The organism is Flavobacterium sp. LC2016-12, from assembly GCF_015351595.1.
Taxonomy (GTDB): Bacteria; Bacteroidota; Bacteroidia; order Flavobacteriales; family Flavobacteriaceae; genus Flavobacterium.
In genome coordinates this window covers 60557-83289 of the sequence record NZ_JADKPT010000017.1, presented here as the reverse complement: position 1 = coordinate 83289, position 22733 = coordinate 60557, and the positions used below count along the sequence as shown (strand labels likewise).

The window sequence follows — 22733 nt, the reverse complement described above, 5'->3', positions numbered from 1 at the left end:
TTAAAACTCCTCTTATTGCTTACTATATTTTTCTCTTTTTATCGAAGCAAAAATTGCTACAAGTAAACAAACAATAATAATAAAAAGACGAGGATATGGCTTACCATATACATAGTGATTTACCAACGAATAAGTTACTTGCAATGATGTTAAAAAAAGCAATACATTACAAATGATTTTTTTTACTGAAGCGGTTATTGTTTTCATAATTGTTTTGGTTTATTTGATTACGACTTGTAAGTAATCGAATAATCAAAACGTTACAAAAAATTTAAAAATTTCTTTACAAGTGAGGAAATACAAGAGATAAGAGAAGTTATTATTTTTATTTCACAGAGATCCACAAAAAAAAACAGAGATTCACAAAATTTATTCTCTGTGTATCTCTGTGTATCTCTGCGCATACTTCGTGAATCTCCGTGAAATAATCTTTAAAAAACAAAATCTCTCAGAAACTCTAAAACCTGATTAATTTCTTCTTCAGAATTATAGCTATGAATACAAAAACGAAGGCGTTCCTGACCTTCCGGAACGGTTGGTGACAGAATTGGTTTTACATCAAAACCTTTATCTTGTAGCTGTTGTGCTAATTGTTTTACTTTTTCATTACCAGGAACAATCGCCGACTGAATGGCAGATTTGCTTCTAACAAACATCGGCTTTAAGCCTAATAAATTTTTCTGCTGATTAAAGAACACTATATTTTGACGAAGTTTCTCAATATTTATCTTTTCAATATCTAAATGCTGATACGCTACTAAAATTGTCGCTACTGAATGTGGAGACAAACCTGTCGTATAAATAAAACTTCGGGCGAAGTTTACCAGATATTCTTTAAGGTCAGTGCTTCCCAAAACTACGGCTCCATGACACCCCAAACCCTTTCCGAAAGTCATAATTCGGGCAAAAATTCTTTGGTGTAAATTCAGGTATTGTGTTAAGCCCTCCCCTTTTTCTCCGAAAACACCTAACGTGTGGGCTTCATCGACAACCAAATAACAATTGTGTTTTTCAGAAAGCGCAACCAATTCTTCCATGTTTGGACTATCACCGTCCATAGAAAAAACGGTTTCAGTAACGACGTAGATATTTGAATTACGAAATTTTAAGATGAGTCGCTCTAAATCATCAAAATCGTTATGAATAAATTTATATGATTTAGCATTTGACATTGTGATCCCGTCCCGAATAGAAGCATGACTTAGTTCATCATATAAAATAACATCATTTCGCTGCGGTACAGCACTAAAAAAACCAACATTGACATCGTAACCCGAATTAAAAATTAAAGCCGACTCAGCGTCGTGAAATTCAGCAATGAAAGTTTCTGCAATTTGATATAAAGAATGATTACCCGAAATTAAACGGGAACCTGTCGCGCCATTTTGAATAATCTCGTTTTCGATTAAATAATGATGCGCTAATTTAAAAATTGCCTCAGATCTTGAAAAGCCAACATAATCATTTGAAGAAAAGTCGACAAGATTATTAAAACTTGGCAATTGTCTTAACGCATTATTTTGCTTTCTGATTTCAAGCTTTTGAATAAGATTTTCAGGTAATTTCATAAAAGCAAAGTTATGAAATTGAAAATAAATGGCATAAAACTTAATCTTTAAGGGCTAGAAAAAAAAAGCCAAACATTTCTGTTTGGCTTTTTCCTTTATTTCAAATTGTTTTAGTCAACTAAAACAATAATCTTATTGTCTTTCATTTCGATAGTACCTGACGTGATCTCTAATGTATAAGTCTGGTCATTTACTTTCGTGAATTTACCTGCTACCTCTTTAGAAAAATTGAAACTTGTAGCTGCAATTTTAATAGTTCCTTTTTCTAGAATAGAAACAATAGGAGCATGGTGATTCAATATTTGAAAGCTTCCATCAACTCCAGGCAATGTAACTGATGTTACTTCTCCTGAAAATAATTTTGCTTCTGGTGATACTATTTCTAAAATCATAACTGTTTTTTAAAATTCCAAATTATAAAATTCCAAATCCCAATCTTGGAATTTGGAATTTTTATTTTTTTGATTTTATCAAGCTCTGCTTGATTATTATGCTTCAGCTAACATTTTTTCTCCAGCTTCGATAGCATCCTGAATAGAACCTTTCAAGTTGAAAGCTGCTTCAGGAAGATGATCTAACTCACCGTCGATAATCATGTTGAATCCTTTGATAGTATCTTTAATGTCAACCAAAACTCCAGGAATACCTGTAAATTGCTCCGCTACGTGGAAAGGCTGAGATAAGAAACGTTGAACACGACGTGCTCTTGATACAGATAATTTATCTTCTTCAGATAACTCTTCCATACCAAGGATCGCAATAATATCTTGCAATTGTTTGTATTTTTGAAGAATCTCTTTTACTCTTTGTGCACAGTCGTAGTGCTCATTTCCTAAAATTTGAGGAGTCAAAATTCTTGAAGTAGAATCTAACGGGTCAACCGCAGGATAAATACCTAACTCAGCAATTTTACGAGACAATACAGTAGTAGCATCTAAGTGAGCAAACGTTGTTGCCGGTGCCGGGTCAGTTAAGTCATCCGCAGGAACGTAAACTGCCTGTACAGATGTAATAGATCCTTTGTTTGTAGATGTAATACGCTCTTGCATAGCTCCCATCTCCGTTGCTAGAGTTGGTTGGTATCCTACTGCAGAAGGCATACGACCTAAAAGTGCTGATACTTCAGAACCTGCTTGTGTAAAACGGAAGATGTTATCAACGAAAAACAATACGTCTTTACCTTGATCAGTTCCAGCTCCATCACGGAAATATTCAGCGATAGATAATCCTGAAAGTGCCACACGTGCACGAGCTCCAGGAGGCTCATTCATTTGTCCGAAAACGAAAGTAGCTTTAGACTCTCTCATTCCTGGCATATCTACTTTAGATAAATCCCATCCTCCATTCTCCATAGAGTGCATGAAATCATCACCATATTTAATAATTCCTGACTCTAACATCTCACGAAGTAAGTCATTTCCTTCACGTGTTCTTTCACCTACTCCTGCGAATACTGAAAGTCCACCGTGACCTTTTGCGATATTGTTGATCAACTCCTGAATCAATACTGTTTTACCAACACCGGCACCACCAAACAATCCAATTTTACCTCCTTTTGCGTAAGGCTCAATCAAATCGATTACTTTAATACCTGTGAATAAAACTTCTGATGAAGTTGATAAATCTTCAAATTTAGGAGCTTGTCTGTGAATAGACAAACCGTTTTCTCCTGTTTTTGGCAAGTTTCCTAAACCATCAATTGCATCTCCAATTACATTGAATAATCTTCCATATACATCTGGACCGATTGGCATTTGGATTGGATTACCAGTTCCAACTACTTCATATCCTCTAGACAAACCGTCTGTAGAGTCCATAGAGATTGTACGAACAGTGTTTTCTCCAATGTGAGATTGTACTTCTAGAACTAATAAAGTTCCATCTTTTTTAGTGACTTCTAGTGAATCATAAATTTTTGGAAGTTCAACATCCTTACCGTTGAAAACTACGTCAACTACTGGTCCAATGATTTGAGCAACTTTTCCTATTACTTTTGACATTACTTATGTATTTATTAAATAGCTATTTAGGTTTATCGAAAATACCTCTTTTTTCAGAGCGCAAAGATAATTTTTTAAAATATAAAATCAATTTTTTTTTCATAAAAAATACTATGATTTTGTTTGATTCCTAAAAGACAGGCTTAAAATATCTAAAATAGCATTTTTTTATGGAAATAAAAAAAGCCACTGCATTTTGGAAACGAGTGACTTTCTTACTAAAAAAAATTGGCTTTATTATAATACTTTAGGAAACATAACCGGATAATTACCTATATTAACTCCGTTTAAGTTTGATCCATACTTAGCATTGATAACCTCTATAAACTTATTAGCAATCAGAGCATATCCTCTTGGCGACGGGTGAACTCCGTCTAAAGAAAAAGTTCCTCCTGTTACAAATGTAGATTTCATTGTAAATCCATTAGCCGTAATCCCAGCACCCGCTATTTGTGTCATAAGAATTTCTGTATCTAATATAGCTAAGTTTTTTGCCGTAGCTACTTCTTTAATAGTTTCATTATAGGACTTAGTTGCTTTTGCTACTTCAGCAACTTCATCTTTTGTCAACACCCATTTATCTGCCAAAGGCACTGAAACTCCATTTACCTTTGTTGGATCTTCGTCTACAAGTGTTCCGATAAAATTCATAGCTGTCAAAACTACTAAATCATCTTTTGTTGCTTGTCTGTACGAAGGAAGTCCATAAGCAGAAAGATTCGTTAAATAACTATCCACAACTACTACAGGATTATTTCCTGTTACAAAGTTTACTGTTCTTTTTGCAACTTCATCTGCAGTCAACAAACCTAAAGCCTTCATTTGCTGCAAGCCCCCATTGTAAGCTGCGTATCCGGCATTTAATTGAGCTGCTTTATCTGCTGTCAACCCTACAGGATTATAAGGTACAGTTGTAAAATAAGGTAACGATGTAATATTTGGCAAGTTTGCTATTACACCTTTTGCCCCTTTAGCTGTTAATCCATTTATTATATTAGTATAAACCGTTTTAAAAACTGTCGGATCAGTAATATCACTGCCCGAATAAGTCGACGGATCCATATTACCTGTTTGGTCTTTCCCCGAACCTCCTGATGTCGCATATCCTAAAACATCATTTCCTCCAATCCACAAAGAGAAAAAAGTAGGTGATTGTGCAATTGCGTCAGCCAAAACTGTTGTATTTGGCGAACTTGCAAATCTCGCAAAATAAGGATTTGCTTTTCCTGTTGCTACTCCAGCCACATTCCCATAACCAGCAGCAACTAAGTGATAACTTCTGGCCCCCGGAACTCCTAAATTATTAAAATTCCCTGAAAGGTGAGTAGTAACTTCTGTTGTTGGTACTCCATCTACAGGAACAGGAGCTTTTCCGTTAAAATATAAACGCGGCCCACTAATAACATTTCCACCTAATAATAATCCACCAATGTTATCATTAGTAAGCGGAGTTTTAAAAGTTGCATTAGTTATTAAGGCAAATTGCTGAGCAATAATATTCGTGTACGCTCCTTGTTGCCCTTTAATAAATAACGCATTATCACTGAAACCAGCTGCAAAGGAATCACCCAAAGCAACATAATTGGCAAAATCAGCAGAACCAGAAGTTAAAGGCTGACCATCAGACGAATCAACTACTTCTGTGATATTATCATCACTATTACAAGCTACAAAGGTCAACGAAACCAATAATAGCCATTTGAAACTTTTTATCATAATTTATATATTTTAAAATTATTCCTTTCTAATTCTTTCTTGAGAAAAGCGAATAACGCATTGTTTTTATTTGAAACTTGTAATTACGGATTGATTGTCCAGGAAGCAAAATACTGCTGACCGATTGCTCCGGCACCAATTACCTGAGTATATTCTTTTCCTCCAATATTTGCCGCTCCTAATTTCACAACTGATTTTAATTTTGGCAAAGCATAATTAATTTGTGCATCAATTACAGTAGCAGATTTAATAATACCATCTGCAAAACCTCCTTGCCACTCATATTCACTATTCCATCTCGCACTAACATTGAATCCGAAATTTTCAAATACCTTTTCATTTCCAATAGACCCTTTAATTCTGTGTTTAGGCGTATTAAATCCTGCTTCAAAACTCGGATCTTTTGTTTGATCAAAATCAAACTGAGCGTAATTATAATTTAATCCTACCTCATAACCAGCAATAATTTTCTTTGATAATCCAACACCAAATCCAAGTGAATGAATCTCTACGTCTGAATTGGTATACAATTGATATGTTCTATACTCTCCGTTTTGGATTGCACGAACCGATTGAAAACCAGGATCTGTAGGTCCTCCGGCAAGATTTGGATTATCCTGAGCTTTACCATAGTAAGTAGAAATTACATTTAGATTACCAATAAAATCATTGTAGATATTATAATAACTATTAAGATCTATAGAGAAACCTTCAAAAATGGCGCGGTATCCTAATTCAAAAGCTTTTACTTGTTCTGGTTTAACATAATTAGCATTAGATTTTTTCAACAATTTAGCAGCTTCAACAGGATTAGTTCCTGCCATAGCAGCAAAAGCACTTACAGAACTAGCTACATAAGAGTTTCCATATGCATCATAACCTGTCATATCTTTTGTAGTATTACCACCACTATATGACTGACCTTCGGCACTAAGATTAAATGTTTCACTAAATCTTCCTAAATTGTCAGGAGCAGATCCAATCAACACTGCGCTTCCAATATTAAAGCCTATATATTGATCTTGTGTAGATGGATTTCTGAAACCTGTCTGAAAAGATCCTCTGAAATTATGATTTCTTTTCTCTCCGCCAGAATAAACCAAAGATAATCTTGGAGAAATGTTCCCATCGAAATTTTTAGATTTATCATAACGAATAGACCCTGTAAATTTCAATCGGTCATCCATAAATTTTTTCATTAACTGCATGTATGCTCCATATTCATTATAATTAATAGGACCATCTGCATCTGTATAGATTCTGCCATGAGAATTTAATTCATATAATCTAAAAGATCCTCCAACTTGAATTTCAGCAAATTTGATAATATCTCTAAAATTATAATTAGCATCAGAATGATATATTCTTGAATTATCAACAAGTTTAGAACCAGTCAATACGCTTTCATCATTAATAACCTGATTGAATGCGGTTTTAAATTGCTGCGTTCCTGGCATAAAGCGACCAGTATCTGCCGTTGCTCTACCCGCTGCATGCGCCTGCTCTGGCGTCATACCACCTAATGTTCCCTGTATAAAGGCTCCGGCATATTGCCCAAACCACGTATTATCATCTTTCCATTTTCTATTTACATTAATACCTGTAAATACCATATCATAAGAATGTCCACCATCTTCAGATGTTGTATATCCTCTCACGAAAAAGTTTTTCCCTTTCAACTCTAATTTATGCTGTTGCATAAAAAAATCGTTCAAATAATATCTATTGGCACCTTGGTAAACGGCATTCCCAAAACCAAACTTACTTTGCCAAATAATTTCTAATCTCTCATCACCAAAAGGTCTTCCATGAAATGAAAAATCAATTTTTGTATTTGATGCCTTATTATCAGTAAGATCTATCTCGTTATACCCAGTTCTACTAACAGTTGTACTTGGTAATAAGTTAGATGCACCTGCAGGAATTAATCCCATAGCTTCTAATTTTTGCCCTACTCCCTTAATATTAGTCGCAGCTTCATCACCATACACATTTATCCCATCATAACCAGGATTTGTTCTATCGATACCCGCAACAGTCTTGTCGTTATAATCTGTAGCGTACCAATCAGTAGCCTGCATGTAGGTAAAGTTTGCTTTAGCTGCAAAATATTTATTAAAAGCATGTGCGAATCTTATACCAAAATCATAATAAGTATTTGTTCCTGCTGCCTCTTGGGAAGTAGCACCATATTTAAAATAAGTCGAGATTCCCTGATTTGTAAATGGGCTTTTACTATTCATAAATAAAATTCCATTAAAAGCATTTGCACCATACAAAGCTGACGATGCTCCCGGAAGTAATTCAACACTCTGAACATCGATTTCTGAAACACCAATCATATTTCCTAAAACAAAGTTCAACAAAGGAGATGAATTATCCATTCCGTCAACCAATTGCATAAAACGAGTATTGGCAACAGTAGCAAAACCTCTGGTATTTATCGATTTAAAAGACATACTACTAGTATTCATTTGTACTTCTTTCAAATTCTCCAAACCATCATAAAAAGAAGGCGAAGCTGTTTTTTTAATATCCTGGATTCCCATTCTTTCGATGGTAACCGGAGATTCTAAAACACGCTCCGGAGTTCTTGAAGCCGAAACAACAATCTCATCAAGCTTATTCTCTTCGTCATTTAAAACTACACTAATTTTTTGGGTTGCCGAAGTAACATTAACCGTTTTTGTTGTAAACCCTACGGCCGATAACTTAATAGTAAAAGGCAATTTTTCCGATGTAGTTAATTTAAAAGAGCCGTCGAAATCAGTCGAGACACCAGTGCGCTCTCCTTCAATAACAACATTGACTCCAGGAATAGGTTGCTTATTACGATCAGTAACAGAACCAGTAATTGTATTCTGCGCAAAGGATGCGCCGCAGAAAAACAACATAATTAGCAAATACACTCTCATGTGGGTTAGTTTTTTGGTTAGTTTATCTAGCCAAAATACAAATATTTTTGAGATTAATAAAAAAACGTTAAAAAAAATTAATATAACGCATCTTTTTAGTAACTATTTTAACTTTTCCATAATGCATTTTATTAAATTAACAGCAACAACAAAGCTTTTCAAAACTCAAATAGTATGCATACATATAAAATTTAAGAGAAAAATTGAGGATATAATAAAAATAGTAGGTAAAGAAAAAAAATATGATAATAAAAAAAAGCGAGACATAAATCTCGCTTTTTTAACATATTATATAAGTAGATATTATTCTACAGTAACAGATTTTGCCAAATTACGTGGTTGATCAACATTACAACCTCTCATCACTGCAATGTAATAAGAAAGCAATTGCAATGGTATAGTAGTAATTAGCGGAGACAATGCATCTGACGTTTCTGGAATCTCAATTACATAATCAGCTAATTCGCGCACTTGCGTATCACCTTTAGTAACTACAGCAATAATTTTACCGCTTCTTGATTTAATTTCCTGGATATTACTAACAATTTTATCGTAATGACCTTGTTTAGGTGCAATTACAATAACCGGCATATGCTCATCAATTAAAGCAATTGGTCCGTGTTTCATTTCAGCAGCAGGATAACCTTCAGCATGAATATAAGATATCTCTTTTAACTTCAATGCTCCTTCAAGCGCAACGGGGAAGTTATATCCACGTCCTAAATACAAGCAGTTTGGTGCATCTTTAAAAGCAGCTGCAATTTCTTTTGCCCTATCATTTGTCTCTAAAGCCTCGGCAACTTTTTCAGGAATCAATTCTAATTCTTGCAAATATGCATGAAAATCAGGATTTGACAATGTTCCTTTCGCTTTTCCTAATCTCAGCGCAATCATAGTTAAAACTGTGATTTGAGTGGTGAAAGCTTTAGTTGACGCTACTCCAATTTCCGGACCAGCGTGTGTATAAGCACCAGCATGACTTTCTCTTGAAATAGAAGAACCTACAACATTACAAACACCAAAAACAAAAGCTCCGTTTTCTTTAGCCAATTTAATAGCCGCCATTGTATCTGCAGTTTCTCCAGATTGAGAAATAGCAATTACAACATCATCTTTATTTATGATTGGGTTTCTATATCTGAATTCAGAAGCATATTCTACTTCTACAGGAATACGTGTAAACTCTTCAAAAATATATTCTGCTACCAAACCTGCATGCCATGAAGTACCACAAGCAACAATCAGAATTCGTTTAGCATTCAGAAATTTTTCAAGATTATCTTCAACACCTGCCATTTGAACAATTCCCTCATTTGCATGAAGTCTTCCTCTGTAAGTATCTTTAATAACGCTTGGTTGTTCGTAAATCTCTTTCAACATGAAATGATCATAACCTCCTTTTTCAATTTGCTCCAAATTCATTTGAAGTTCCTGAATATAAGGATCTACCAAAGAGTCATCTTTAATTTTTCTAACTTTAAGAGGCTTGTGCAATCTAATATTTGCCATTTCACCATCTTCAAGATAAATCGCATTTGACGTATACTCAATAAAAGGCGAAGCATCTGAAGCAATAAAATACTCTCCTTCTCCTACACCAATCGCCAAAGGACTTCCTAATCTCGCAGCGACAATTTCGTTAGGATTTTTTTTATCAAAAACTGCAATAGCATACGCTCCTACAACCTGATTCAACGCAATTTGCACTGCTTTACCTAATTTTATACCTTCGTTTTTTTGAACTTCTTCAATCAAATTCACTAAAACTTCAGTATCGGTATCAGATTTGAAAGTGTAACCTCTTTTTATTAATTCCTCTTTAAGAGGTGAGTAATTTTCTATAATTCCGTTGTGAATAATCACTAATTCACCAGAATTAGAAAGATGCGGATGTGAATTTACATCATTCGGAACTCCATGGGTTGCCCAACGGGTATGCCCAATTCCAATAGTTCCATTAGTTGTAAAATCGTCTTTTGCCTTAGCTTCAAGATCCGAAACTTTACCTTTTGTTTTACAAAGTTTGACGCCTGAGTCATCATACAACATAACACCTGCACTGTCATATCCTCTGTATTCGAGCCGCTTTAATCCTTTTATAACAATAGGATACGCCTCTCGATGGCCGATATATCCAACAATTCCACACATATATATTTATTAATTTGGTTTCGTGTAGTAAACTTCAAGCCTTAGTCTTTGCGCTTCCGGTACAGATGCTTTACTTCCATACAAAATTGTTCCTAAAGGACTAGTAACTGATCCTTTTGGTGCTTCTGAAATAACATCGTTCTTTAACTTAAGTTTATTTGAAGCAAAAATACTTATATCTTCAGTCACAACTAAACCTAACTTAACATTAGTAGCAGTAGCATCTTTTATAAGATTTCTAATATGATTTGTAATTCTAACCTTATATGATTTTCCACGTTTAGTAGAAGCATCGACGTCTAGTATTCCACCAAAAACATATCTTGTTGTTTTAGAATCACTACCTAAAAATCCGCTAGTTCCATCAGCATAATCAATTACCGGAACATTATTTGTTAAATCATACAAGTACACTCTCTTTGGCTCATCAGCACCGGTCATTTTAGTAGCATCTACATAAAACACCAAATTAGCTTCGTTAACCATCCACTTATTTTCCCTGATTTCGGCCAACTTTGTACCAAAATCTGAAAGATCAATAACAGCAAGCGATCCCTGCCCTCCTTTTAAATAAAGAGTTTCATCTCCAAGAGTTTTATTGACATTCGCCGGATTTATTGCATTTGCATAATTGGCATTTTTAGCATCATTCAACAAACTAGCTGTAGCTCCTCCACCTAAACTAATTTCAAGAGACTTATTTTCTTTAGCAGTTGCTGCATCAGTAGTACTTGCTGTTTTAGCTTTATAATTAATTGTTATTTTACCTTTCGAAAAATCTAAAAGTGCCATATTACTAGGACTACCGTCAGATTTTTCTACTTTAAAGTACAATCCTCTAAAATATTCCTGAAAAGCATCAGCATTTGCAAGTTTTGCAGCTGGCGCTCCTAAAATTTTGTCCTGAAAAAAAGCTTTATTTAATTTCAGATGCATTTCAGGCGCAACTCTGGTCGTTGTTTCCTTACCTGCATCATCTTTAGCTTTTAGCACAATCTCTGCAGAACTAAAAAAGAATTTATCATTTTGTCGAAAATCTTTTTCGTTGTCGTCATTTAAGCGCTCACCTTTTTTAAAATTATCAAAATCCGCATTTTGATCCGTATAATACAATTGAGCCAATTGGGATCCGCTATCAAAATAAGAAGTTCTCATTTGAATACCAGATTCGTAAACACTCAATTTAAGTTTACCATTTGTTGACCCATAAATAGAATCTAACTCATATGTTGTACTACCGTCTGAATTTGAATTTTTTATATGCTTAAAATAAGGAACACTTAAAGTAACGCTATCAATAACTGCCTCTTCCCCAATAGTTGGTGCGTAAGCAGCCAATGTAAGCTGAGTAACAAAATTACCATTTGTAGTTCCCAAAACAGGATTATCATAAATACCTAAACCGTTAATTGCTAATCCATTTGACTGCACTGGCGTTACTTCCTGGTTGTAAGCTAATACATCATATTTTTCACCTTCAAGCCCAAAATGATTATCTCCGATCAAATCATCACCAATCGCATTAAAATCTTTATCGCAAGAATATAAAAGAACAACTGTTGCAACTAATAGAATTTTCTTAATAAAAGAAGTATTATACATGTTTAATAATAAAGTTAAAATTTAAAGACCCATACTTTTATAGAAATTTGTATACGCTTCAGCGAATGCATCTTTCGTGGCGAAAGGTAAAAAAGGTTTTCCTGAAGATTCTATAAATTTTGTTAAACTTGGGGATACGTTTTCAGACGCTATAATAACGGCATCAGAATGCAATATGCTGGCCTTTAAGATATTTTCATAATTAGGCGTTTCCAAATCGGCAACCGACTCATGCGGAACACCGTCAAATTTCACCTTGTTGATCATTTCTAAATCTAAATTCTCATCAAAAGATTGTCCGTAAACAGATGTTACGATTTTAGTTTCAGAAAACAACGCTTCGTTTTTATAATAATGTTTCATGTAAATTGGCAGCATAGCAGCCAACCAGCCATGAACGTGAATAATATCCGGAACCCAATTTAATTTTTTTACCGTTTCAACAACTCCTTTTGCAAAAAATATTGCTCTTTCGTCATTATCAGGATACAAAACTCCCTCTTCGTCAGCAAAAGTTGCTTTACGCTTAAAATATTCATCATTATCGATAAAATAAACCTGAATTCTTTCTTTCGGAATTGAAGCTACTTTAATAATCAATGGCATATCTAAGTCATTCACTACCAAATTCATTCCTGAAAGTCTAATTACTTCGTGTAACTGGTGTCTTCTTTCATTGATATTTCCATATCTTGGCATGAAAATTCTTATCTGACCTCCTTGATCGTTAATCATTTTTGGAACGTCATAAGACATTAAAGAAACCTCATTTTCAGCCAAATAAGGCACGACTTCAGATGATACATATAATATCCTCTTATCTTTCATAATAGTATTTTACTTAATTTTTGGTAATAAAAACGTTGCAAAATTACAAAAATTTATGCAGTTTATAACTAATATATTATGTTTGCACTAAATTTTAATAATACCGCCATGCATATTTTCTACGGTAAAGTAGCTTTGATAGCCTATTTAAAAACTATCAAAACCACAAATTCAACTATCGGATTTGTACCAACAATGGGCGCTTTACATCAAGGGCATCTGGCTTTAATGCAACGATCTCTTAAAGAAAACGATGATACTGTTGTTAGTATTTTCGTAAATCCTACCCAATTCAACAATCCTGAAGATCTTGCAAAATACCCAAGAACCCTTGAAGAAGACGTTAAAAAAATGCGAGGTTTAAGTGACAAAATGATTTTATACGCTCCTTCTGTGGAAGATATTTACGAAGGAAAAACAATATCTCAGGATTTTGATTTTGACGGACTGGAAAATCAAATGGAAGGAAAATTTAGACCCGGGCATTTTAACGGAGTTGGAACTATTGTAAAAAGATTATTTGAAATTGTTACCCCAACCAATGCTTATTTTGGTGAAAAAGATTTTCAGCAATTGCAAATCGTTAAAAAGATGGTTGAAAAAAATCATTTGCCGGTAAATGTTGTTGGCTGTCCCATATTTAGAGAAGATAATCAGTTAGCTATGAGTTCTCGTAATGAACGCTTAACTGCTGAAGAACGAAAGGAAGCGTCTATTATTTATAAAACTTTGACGGAAGCAAAAGAAATATTCAAAACCAAAAGTCCTGAAGAAACGATAGAATTTGTAGAAAATTCCTTCAAAGACAACCCAAGGTTCGACCTTGAATATTTCGTTATTGCTGACGAATCAACATTATTACCTATAGAAAACAAAAGTAAAGACAAAAATTACCGCGCGTTTATAGCAGTATTTGTTAATTCTATAAGACTGATTGACACCATTTCATTAAATTAATTTACCTTTGCAGCATGCAAATTCAAGTTATAAAATCTAAAATTCATCGTGTAAAAGTAACTGGAGCTGATTTAAATTATATCGGCAGTATTACTATTGACGAAACATTACTGGAAGCCTCAAATATTATTGAAGGTGAAAAAGTATCTATTGTAAATATCAATAATGGCGAACGTTTTGAAACTTATGCTATTAAAGGAGAAAAAAATTCAGGAGATATTACACTGAATGGTCCTGCAGCAAGAAAAGTTCAGAAAGACGACATTATTATCATTATATCATATGCTACCCTGGATTTTGAAGAAGCCAAAACCTTCAAACCATGGATCATTTTCCCTAATGAAAACGATAATTCGTTAACCTAAGTAACCCTTTTACACTTTATCTTCCCAATTATTTGTCAAAATTTATTTTTGTACAAACACTATTTCTTTGGCCTAAAATCAAACAGATTCCAGCCCAAAAGTTCCTAGCTTTTTAAAATCCTGCTGTAAGAAAAAAGCAAATAAAGTATTATATTGCTACCTTATTTCAATACTTTTTAATTTACTGAAATGCCACAAATCATGAAAAAAGCCTACCTACTGTTTATTTTAGTGTCAATTTCTTCATTTGCCCAGAAAAAATTTGATAACATTCAATCTGAAAAATTGGGAGAAGAAAGAAGAATAACCATCGGACTTCCTGCTTCTTACGAAGCTAATCCTGAAAAAAAATATCCTGTTCTGTATCTATTAGACGGCGATTATTTATTTGATCCTTTCTCCGGAGCTATAAGTTACGGTAATTACTGGGGAGATATACCTGAAATGATTATCATCGGCGTGCATCAGAATAAAAATGATGAACGCGAAGACGACACAACAATTGATCAGAATACTGGACTTCCTTTTGAAAAAGGAGCAGAATTTTATGAATTTATAGGTGCCGAATTACTTCCTTACATTGAAAAAAAATACCGAACAGCGCCTTTTAGAATTATTGCAGGACATGATGTAACTGCAAGTTTCATTAATTTCTATTTATATAAGGAACAACCTCTTTTTAATGCCTACATCTCTTTCAGTCCTGAACTTGCCAATAAAATGGAAGTTAGGGTTCCTGAAAAATTTGCTAAAGTGACCGAGCCTTTATTTTACTATCTATCTGCAGCTGATGGAGACAATAAAAAAATTAAAGAACCAATTGAAAAATTAGACAGCAATATTAAAATTGCTAATAATCCGTTAGTAAATTATAAATATGATCTATTCAAAGGAACAACACATTACACTCAGGTATTACATGCCATCCCGAGTGCTTTATATCAAATTTTTGAAGTTTACAGACCTATAAATTCTGCAGAATACAATGACAAAATCGCTGTTCTTGAATCAGGTTATGCCGATTATCTGGAGAATAAATATAATGTCATGTCTAAAGTTTTAGGAGTTCAAATTCCGGTAAGAATTAGTGATTTCAAAATTATAGAGACTCTTATCTTAAAAAAGAACGCTTACGATGAATTAGGAAAGATGGCCGAAATTGGAAATGTAAATTATCCAAAAGCGATGTTGGGAGAATATGAATTAGGTTTGATGTATGAGAAAATGGGAGATCCGAAGCATGCTTCAAAAAAATATCAAAATGCTTCGCAAATGGAACCAATTGGTGACTTAAACAAGGATTTGATGTATGAGAAAATTGATGAAATGAATACACTTGCCAAAAAAACCAAATAATGTCAAAAGTTAAAACTTCCTTTTTTTGTCAGAACTGCGGAACTCAATATGCCAAATGGCAAGGGCAATGCAATGCCTGTAAAGAATGGAATACTATTGCCGAAGAAATCATTCAGAAGCAGGAAAAAGTCGCCTGGAAAAGCGAACCAACTTCTAACACCAAAGCTCCTCGTCCTTTAAAAATTAACGAAATTGATTCGGCTCAGGAAATCCGAATGGATACAACTGATGGTGAATTGAATCGTGTTTTAGGTGGCGGAATTGTTCCGGGATCTTTGACGCTTTTAGGAGGTGAACCGGGAATAGGAAAAAGTACACTTTTGCTTCAAATTTCATTAAAACTACCTTATAAAACTTTATATGTTTCTGGTGAAGAAAGTCAGAAGCAGATAAAAATGCGCGCCGAAAGAATCACGCCAAACAGCGACAATTGCTATATTCTAACAGAAACCAAAACGCAGAATATATTCAAACAAATTGAAGCCATTCAGCCTGAAATAGTCATTATCGACTCGATTCAGACTTTACATACGGATTATATTGAATCAACTGCCGGAAGTATATCTCAAATTAGAGAAACTACTGCTGAGTTAATCAAATTTGCCAAAGAAACCAATATTCCGGTTATTTTAATCGGGCATATTACGAAAGACGGAAATATTGCCGGACCAAAGATTCTGGAACACATGGTCGATACCGTTTTGCAGTTTGAAGGCGACCGAAATCACGTTTACCGTATACTACGTTCTTTAAAAAACCGTTTTGGCTCAACTGCCGAACTGGGAATTTATGAGATGTTAGGAAGTGGTTTACGCGAAGTAAGTAATCCTTCTGAAATATTGATTTCGCATAAAGATGAAGAAATGTCCGGAACTGCGATTGCTACTACAATGGAAGGCATGCGTCCGTTAATGATCGAAATTCAATCGCTTGTAAGTACGGCAGTTTACGGAACTCCGCAACGAAGCACAACGGGTTATAATGCCAAAAGACTAAACATGATTTTGGCTGTTTTAGAAAAAAGAGCCGGATTTCGTTTAGGCGCCAAAGACGTTTTTCTAAACGTAACTGGGGGAATTTCAGTAGATGATCCCGCAATTGATTTAGCCGTTGTTGCTGCTATTTTATCCTCAAATGAAGATATTCCGGTAACTAAAGGGTTCTGTTTCGCCGGCGAAGTTGGACTTTCTGGCGAAATTCGTCCTGTAAATCGCGTCGATCAACGCATTCAGGAAGCTGAAAAATTAGGATTCAATACTATCTTTGTATCCAAGTACAATAAAATCGCCTTAAAAAATACCGGAATCAAAATTGAGCTTGTGGCCAAAATTGAAGATGTAGCCAGTATTTTATTTGGTTAATTTTTTATAAACCTACTTTATGAATTTTCCAAAACAAAAAATATATAAAGCACTCTTAATACTTGCCCTGGTATTAGCAGTGCTTTTTTCAGGACTTTACTTTTTTCGTAATTCGCTTTTAAAACAAGCTATTGCCAAAGTAACTCACAAAATGAATGTCGATTATAACAGTACTTTTTCAGTAAAGTCGGCTTCGTTTGATGGCTTGTCTACCATTAAATTATCAGATGTTATTTTAGTTCCAAAAAATGCAGACACACTTTTTCACATTCATAAAATTGAAACCAGTATCAGCTTGTCTAATTTATTAATTGGCGATGTTCAGGTTGGAACTTTGAAAATTAACAATGGTTATGTGCAATTTGTAAAAAAGGGAAAAGTTCGAAATTTTGATGCATTCCTGAAAAGAGATAAATCAGAGTCGGACACTAACGAAAAACGCAAATATGCCACTTTTGCTTATCGCATCATTTCACAATTACTGAATTTGGTTCCGACCGACATGAAGCTGGAAAATCTGAATTTCAGAATTGATGATAATGGTAAAAAAGCCTCTATTGCTATTAATAAACTTGTTTTAGACAACAAACAACTCGAAACCAATCTTCATGTGCAAAGCAAGGATTTTGATCAGCGCTGGAACATAAAAGGTTTTGCAGATCCAAGAAACAAAAAAGCAGATATCAGATTCTTTAACCTGGATACCGGTGCCATTCGCGTTCCGTATTTGGATGAACGATACAATCTTAAAGCAAGTTTTGATTCTATTCGTTTGAATGTTGAAAATATAGATAAAGACGGAAGCGAATTACACATTGACGGTTATACTTCGATTACCAATTTAAAAATCAATCATCCAAAAATTGCCAGCAAAGATGTTGTGATCAAAAATGCCCGTTTTGATTATCGCTTTTTATTGGGAGATGATTTTATTTCAATTGACAGCACTTCGACCATGCAATTGAACAAAATAAAAGTAAAACCATACGTTTCATATAACACAGAAAAAGATACAGTCTATACTTTGAAAGTTACTATTCCGAAAATGAAGGCGCAGGATTTTATTGTTTCCTTGCCCGACGGATTGTTTACCCATTTTCAGGGAATGGAAGCAACGGGAAATTTCGATTATAAATTGGATTTCAAATTCAACAAAAACAAACCGAACACGCTGGTTTTTGACAGCAAAATGAATAAAGAAGATTTAAGAATCACAAAATACGGAGAAGCTAATCTGAACAAATTAAATGGAGAATTTGTTTATCGTGCCATTATTCAAAACGTTTTACAGCGTCCGATTTTAGTTGGAAATGCCAATCCGAATTACACGCCTTTAGACCAGATTTCACCTTATTTAAGAAAATCGGTTTTGACAACAGAAGATCCGTCGTTCTTTTCGCATCGCGGATTTATAAATGAAGCTTTCAAACAATCGATTCTTAAGAATATCCGAACCAAAAAATTCTCACGCGGCGCGAGCACAATCAGCATGCAGTTAATTAAAAACGTTTTTCTAACTCGTGAAAAAACAGTTTCGAGAAAGTTGGAAGAAATTTTATTGGTTTATATTTTAGAAAATAATCGAATTGTCAGCAAAGAAAGAATGTTGGAAGTATATTTCAATATTATTGAATGGGGACCAAATGTATACGGAATTGGCGAAGCGAGTCATTTCTATTTCCAAAAACCTCCTTCTGCTTTAAATGTAGACGAATGCTTGTATTTGGCCACTATCATTCCAAAGCCTCGAAAGTTCATGTATCAATTTAATGAACAAGGAAATTTGAAAGATTATGCTTTAAAGAATCAGAAATTCTTAAAGAACTTAATGTTTAGAAGAGGGCTTTTAATTCCTGAAGATACAATTGGGCAGTTGCCCGTTTACATTTCTGGAAACGCCCGTTCTTTAATCCGAATTAAAGCACCGGATTCAACTGTTGTTCCTGTTGATTCGTTGGCGACGGATGATGAATTTGATCTTTAAAGATTTGCCACGAAGGCACTAAGACACAAAGTATTTATTTTAATCATAAAAGCGAAGAAGTCGCAAAGTTTTTCATTTTTAAATAAAAAACTTTGCGACTTCGTGACTTCGTGGCAATAATTTCTTAAGGAGCAGGATCAGGAATAATAGCCTGAACTTTCTCAATCTCATTTAAGATTTCTTTAGAAAGCACGATATCAATTGTATCAATATTTTCTTTTAATTGTTCCAATGTTGTAGCGCCAATAATGGCACTGGTTAGAAAAGGCTGTTGCAACACAAAACCCATTGCCAATTCTGTCAATGTTAATCCGTGTTTTTTAGCAATTTCCTGATACAATTTTGTTGCTTGTGTACATTGCTCGCTAGCGTAACGCGTATATTGCGGGAAAAGCTTGATTCTCGCATTTGGATGTTCTTCTCCAGTTAAAAATTTACCTGTCAAAGTTCCAAATCCTAATGGCGAATATCCTAATAAACCAACATTTTCATGCATCGAAACTTCGGCAGAACCAACCTCAAAAAGGCGGTTTAATAAGTTATAAGGATTTTGAATTGTTTTAATTCTCGGCAAGTTTTGATATTTACTTTCTTCCAGAAAACGCATCATTCCCCACGCATTTTCATTAGAAACACCAATATGTTTTATTTTTCCTTCTTTGATCAATCCATCAAAAGTTTCAAGAACTTCTCTGAAATTATCTTCCCAAGGGTCACTTTGAACTTTAAAAGCACGTTGTCCAAAAGTATTAGTTTTGCGTTCCGGCCAATGCATCTGATATAAATCTATATAATCCGTTTGAAGGCGTTTTAAGCTATTTTCTACAGCATATTTAATACTTGCAGGAGAGAAATCTAATTTTTCGCGCATATAGCCAAAATTTGCATTTGGACCCGCAATTTTTGAAGCTAATACCACTTTTTCACGGTTTCCTGATTTCTTAAACCAGCTTCCAACAATTTTCTCTGTACTTCCATAAGTCGCTTCACTCGCCGGAACCGAATACATTTCGGCAGTGTCAAAAAAGTTCACACCTCTTTCAAGTGCATAATCCATTTGAGCATGGCCTTCTGCTTCTGTATTTTGTTGTCCGAAAGTCATTGTTCCCAGACATATTTTACTAACTTTTATATCGGTGTTGGGTAAAGTGGTGTAGATCATTTTTTTCTTTTTAAGGTTCAAAGTTGCAGAGGTTCAAAGGTACAAAGGTAATATTCAAATGAAAATTCTACAGAAGTTAAAAAAAGAATAAGGTTTTGGACCTTTCAAAAAAGTAAAAAGGCCCAAAGTTAAAAACTCTGAGCCTTTAAATTATTTTAAACTTTTGATGGGGTTTTGAAACGAATTGAATACCCTAACCACAAAAATTGAACTTTCCTGAATTTGATAAAGAACTTTAAAATTTCTTATTATAATTCGTCTACAATCTAATCTGTATTCATCTAATTGAAACGTTCTGCAAAAACAATCTCATCTGCACAATTAAACAATTCATCTCTAATTCTAAGTGCTGTTTCTTTGAGATTTTATTTTTTAATGAAATATAAATTTCTTTTAAATCTTCTTTTGCATTTGCTGTCCAAAAAATTTCGAATTTAGCATTACTCATTATCCCAATCTTGCATTTCTTTCGACAAATCTTCTTTTGAAATTATTCGATTGTATTTTATATCCTCCAAACCTTCTTCAACTCTATTATGATATTCCGATAGTGTCAAAGGATTTCCTTCTGAATCATACGAAACAACTTCATTCAAATAATTGTCAAAAACAGAAGAAACAATTCGCAAAACTCTTTCATCGGCTAAATCCAACTGATTTCTTATTTTATCTTTTAATTCCGGAAGTCCCATAATTATGATTTAGAATTTCAAAGTTACAAAATAATAAGAAAGTAAATTTCATTATAGAAATCAAAAAAGGCCCAAAGTTAAAAACTCTGAGCCTTTGCATCTTTGAACCTCTGTACCTTAATTTATACTATTAAGCATCTCAGCAATCTCATCTAATCTTGGTGTCAAGATGATTTCGATTCTTCTGTTTTTAGCTTTTCCTTCCGGAGTTGCGTTGCTTGCCAATGGAGAAAATTCACTACGACCAGCAGCAGTTAATTTTTGTTTGTTGATTTTAGTGTTTTCACTTAAAATATTTACAATTGCAGTTGCTCTTTTAGTTGATAAATCCCAATTGTTTGCAATTGGTCCTGAACCTGCGTATGGATCATCATCTGTATGTCCTTCAATAAGAACAGAAAGATCTGGATTGTCTCCTAATACTTTTCCTAATTCAACAACCGCTTTTCTTCCTTCAACACCAACAGCCCAGCTTCCTGAGTTAAAAAGTAATTTGTTTTCCATAGAAACATATACTTTTCCGTTTTTCTGTTCTACTGTCAAACCTTTTCCTTCAAAACCATTTAAGGCTTTAGATAACGTTTCTTTCAGTTTTTTCATTGCCGCTTCTTTGGCAGCAATCATCGCCTCCAATTCGTTTAGGCGACTTGCTGTTTTATCTAAACGCGCTTGTTCTTCGGCTAATTTTTTAGATTTTGCTTCTAATTGCGCCAACAATTCACGGTTTTTAGCCATGTTACTTTCTAATGCATCGTTGCTGTTTTTCTCTAACGCATTATAAGAATCCTGTAATACTTTGTATTTCTTTTGCTCGGCAGCTAAATCTGCTTTTTGTTTTGCAAGATCGTCTTTTGTGCTGGCTAAATCTTTAGTTAGTTTATCACGATCTAATTCTAACTGATTTTTTGATTTTTGCAATTCTGCATTTTCATCAGCGATGGAGCGATTTTCTTTTTTAAGATCTGAATATTTGCTTTCAAGATCGTTGTAAATTTTCTTGGACACACATGAAGTCATAGACATGGCTACAACTAGTAATCCGACTGAGGCCTTTTTAATCATTTTACTTTCTGTTTTTATTTGGAGGGTATTAATAAATTCGAAATTTCTTGTTTAACGGAGACCCCTAGCCCTGATGGGAGGGAAAATCCTTTTATGGTGGGGTTCACCATAAAAGATTTGGAAGGACAGCAGGAAACAGCTCGTTGAAATTCCAAAAACTCGCTTTAAACCGCTATTCTCTCAACAAGAACAATACCAAACTTTATTCAATTTCGACTAATACCGGGCAATGATCTGAATGAACGGCATCTGGAAGAATTACAGCACGCTTTAATCTGTGCTCCATTGAATCGCTCACTAAATTGTAATCGATGCGCCAGCCTTTGTTATTTCCGCGGGCTCCGGCACGGTAACTCCACCACGAATAATGATGCGGATCTTTGTTGAAATGACGGAAACTATCAATAAATCCAGATTTCATAAAAGCATCAAGCCAGGCGCGTTCCTGAGGTAAAAATCCGGAAACTGTTTTATTACGAACCGGGTCATGAATGTCGATTGCTTCGTGGCAAATATTATAATCACCGCAAATTATCAGATTCGGAATGGTTACTTTTAATTCGTTGATATAGTTTTGAAAGTCATCCATAAACATAAATTTATGATCTAATCTTTCAATATTTGTTCCTGACGGAAGGTATAAACTCATTACAGAACAATCATCAAAATCGGCACGAAGGTTACGACCTTCAAAATCCATGTGATGAATTCCGGTTCCGAAAACGACATTGTTGGGTTTTATTTTAGAAAGTATTGCAACTCCGCTATATCCTTTTTTTGTTGCCGGATAATAATATTGAAACGGATAGCCCGCCGCCGTGATATCGTCGACCGGAATTTGTTCCTGAGTCGCTTTTATTTCCTGAAGGCAAATTACATCAGGGTTCGCCTGCTGCAGCCATTCGATAAAACCTTTAGTAATTGCTGCACGAATTCCGTTAACATTATAAGAAATAATTTTCATCAGTCTATTTTTTTTAGGATTCCAAATGTAATAAAAAAGTGGAAAGTTTG

The 22733-nt window shown here is 34.4% G+C and carries 17 protein-coding genes; 5 read left to right on the top strand and 12 right to left on the bottom strand.

Translation table 11 applies throughout. The features are described 5' to 3' along the window. Window positions 1-431: 431 nt before the first annotated feature. The 8 genes from IRZ99_RS20245 to IRZ99_RS20210 all read right to left on the bottom strand — a co-directional run bounded on the left by IRZ99_RS20245 (window position 432) and on the right by IRZ99_RS20210 (window position 12780). A complete protein-coding gene (locus IRZ99_RS20245) occupies window positions 432-1568 on the bottom strand; it encodes an 8-amino-7-oxononanoate synthase (RefSeq protein ID WP_194659197.1) in 1137 nt (378 codons plus the stop codon). 110 nt (window positions 1569-1678) lie between these two features. After that, complete coding sequence (locus IRZ99_RS20240) at window positions 1679-1960, bottom strand: F0F1 ATP synthase subunit epsilon (RefSeq protein ID WP_194659196.1); 282 nt, start codon at window positions 1958-1960, stop codon at window positions 1679-1681. A gap of 96 nt (window positions 1961-2056) precedes the next feature. Further along, the gene (gene atpD / locus IRZ99_RS20235) at window positions 2057-3568 is read right to left on the bottom strand and encodes a F0F1 ATP synthase subunit beta (RefSeq protein ID WP_026984148.1); all 1512 of its coding nucleotides are present in this window, start codon (window positions 3566-3568) and stop codon (window positions 2057-2059) included. 237 nt (window positions 3569-3805) lie between these two features. Next, on the bottom strand, window positions 3806-5284 hold the full coding sequence (locus IRZ99_RS20230; RefSeq protein WP_194659195.1) for a G-D-S-L family lipolytic protein: 1479 nt from the start codon (window positions 5282-5284) through the stop codon (window positions 3806-3808). An 83-nt stretch (window positions 5285-5367) separates the two neighbouring features. Continuing rightward, entirely contained in the window at window positions 5368-8199 is a 2832-nt protein-coding gene (locus IRZ99_RS20225; RefSeq protein WP_194659194.1) for a TonB-dependent receptor domain-containing protein, read from the bottom strand. 303 nt (window positions 8200-8502) lie between these two features. After that, entirely contained in the window at window positions 8503-10350 is a 1848-nt protein-coding gene (gene glmS / locus IRZ99_RS20220; RefSeq protein ID WP_194659193.1) for a glutamine--fructose-6-phosphate transaminase (isomerizing), read from the bottom strand. Between the two features lie 9 nt (window positions 10351-10359). After that, window positions 10360-11952 carry a DUF4270 domain-containing protein gene (locus IRZ99_RS20215; RefSeq protein ID WP_194659192.1) on the bottom strand — a complete coding sequence of 531 codons (1593 nt, stop codon included), beginning with the start codon at window positions 11950-11952 and terminating at the stop codon, window positions 10360-10362. Between the two features lie 21 nt (window positions 11953-11973). Beyond that, on the bottom strand, window positions 11974-12780 hold the full coding sequence (locus IRZ99_RS20210) for a glycogen/starch synthase (protein ID WP_074660269.1): 807 nt from the start codon (window positions 12778-12780) through the stop codon (window positions 11974-11976). A 78-nt stretch (window positions 12781-12858) separates the two neighbouring features. Here IRZ99_RS20210 and panC point away from each other — a divergent pair, with 78 nt between their 5' ends. The 5 genes from panC (at window position 12859) to IRZ99_RS20185 (ending at window position 18803) form a co-directional block, all read left to right on the top strand. Next, window positions 12859-13737 carry a pantoate--beta-alanine ligase gene (gene panC, locus IRZ99_RS20205; RefSeq protein ID WP_194659191.1) on the top strand — a complete coding sequence of 293 codons (879 nt, stop codon included), beginning with the start codon at window positions 12859-12861 and terminating at the stop codon, window positions 13735-13737. Window positions 13738-13751: 14 nt separating this feature from the next. Beyond that, window positions 13752-14102, top strand: coding sequence for an aspartate 1-decarboxylase (gene panD, locus IRZ99_RS20200; protein WP_026984155.1), 351 nt, complete (start codon window positions 13752-13754; stop codon window positions 14100-14102). Window positions 14103-14303: 201 nt separating this feature from the next. Further along, window positions 14304-15458, top strand: a complete 1155-nt coding sequence (locus IRZ99_RS20195) for an alpha/beta hydrolase (RefSeq protein ID WP_194659190.1) — start codon at window positions 14304-14306, stop codon at window positions 15456-15458. Next, the gene (gene radA / locus IRZ99_RS20190) at window positions 15458-16819 is read left to right on the top strand and encodes a DNA repair protein RadA (protein WP_194659189.1); all 1362 of its coding nucleotides are present in this window, start codon (window positions 15458-15460) and stop codon (window positions 16817-16819) included. The genes IRZ99_RS20195 and radA overlap by 1 nt, the downstream gene beginning before the upstream one ends. A 19-nt stretch (window positions 16820-16838) precedes the next feature. Continuing rightward, window positions 16839-18803, top strand: coding sequence for a transglycosylase domain-containing protein (locus tag IRZ99_RS20185; protein WP_194659188.1), 1965 nt, complete (start codon window positions 16839-16841; stop codon window positions 18801-18803). Between the two features lie 124 nt (window positions 18804-18927). On the opposite strand, the gene IRZ99_RS20180 is transcribed toward IRZ99_RS20185, so the two are convergent. The 4 genes from IRZ99_RS20180 to IRZ99_RS20165 all read right to left on the bottom strand — a co-directional run bounded on the left by IRZ99_RS20180 (window position 18928) and on the right by IRZ99_RS20165 (window position 22683). Next, complete coding sequence (locus IRZ99_RS20180) at window positions 18928-19965, bottom strand: aldo/keto reductase (RefSeq protein ID WP_194659187.1); 1038 nt, start codon at window positions 19963-19965, stop codon at window positions 18928-18930. A gap of 440 nt (window positions 19966-20405) precedes the next feature. Beyond that, window positions 20406-20657: a hypothetical protein gene (locus tag IRZ99_RS20175; RefSeq protein ID WP_194659186.1), complete on the bottom strand. Its 252-nt coding sequence runs from the start codon at window positions 20655-20657 to the stop codon at window positions 20406-20408. Between the two features lie 117 nt (window positions 20658-20774). Next, a complete protein-coding gene (locus tag IRZ99_RS20170; protein ID WP_194659185.1) occupies window positions 20775-21719 on the bottom strand; it encodes an OmpA family protein in 945 nt (314 codons plus the stop codon). 202 nt (window positions 21720-21921) lie between these two features. After that, the gene (locus IRZ99_RS20165) at window positions 21922-22683 is read right to left on the bottom strand and encodes an exodeoxyribonuclease III (RefSeq protein WP_194659184.1); all 762 of its coding nucleotides are present in this window, start codon (window positions 22681-22683) and stop codon (window positions 21922-21924) included. Window positions 22684-22733: the final 50 nt, after the last annotated feature.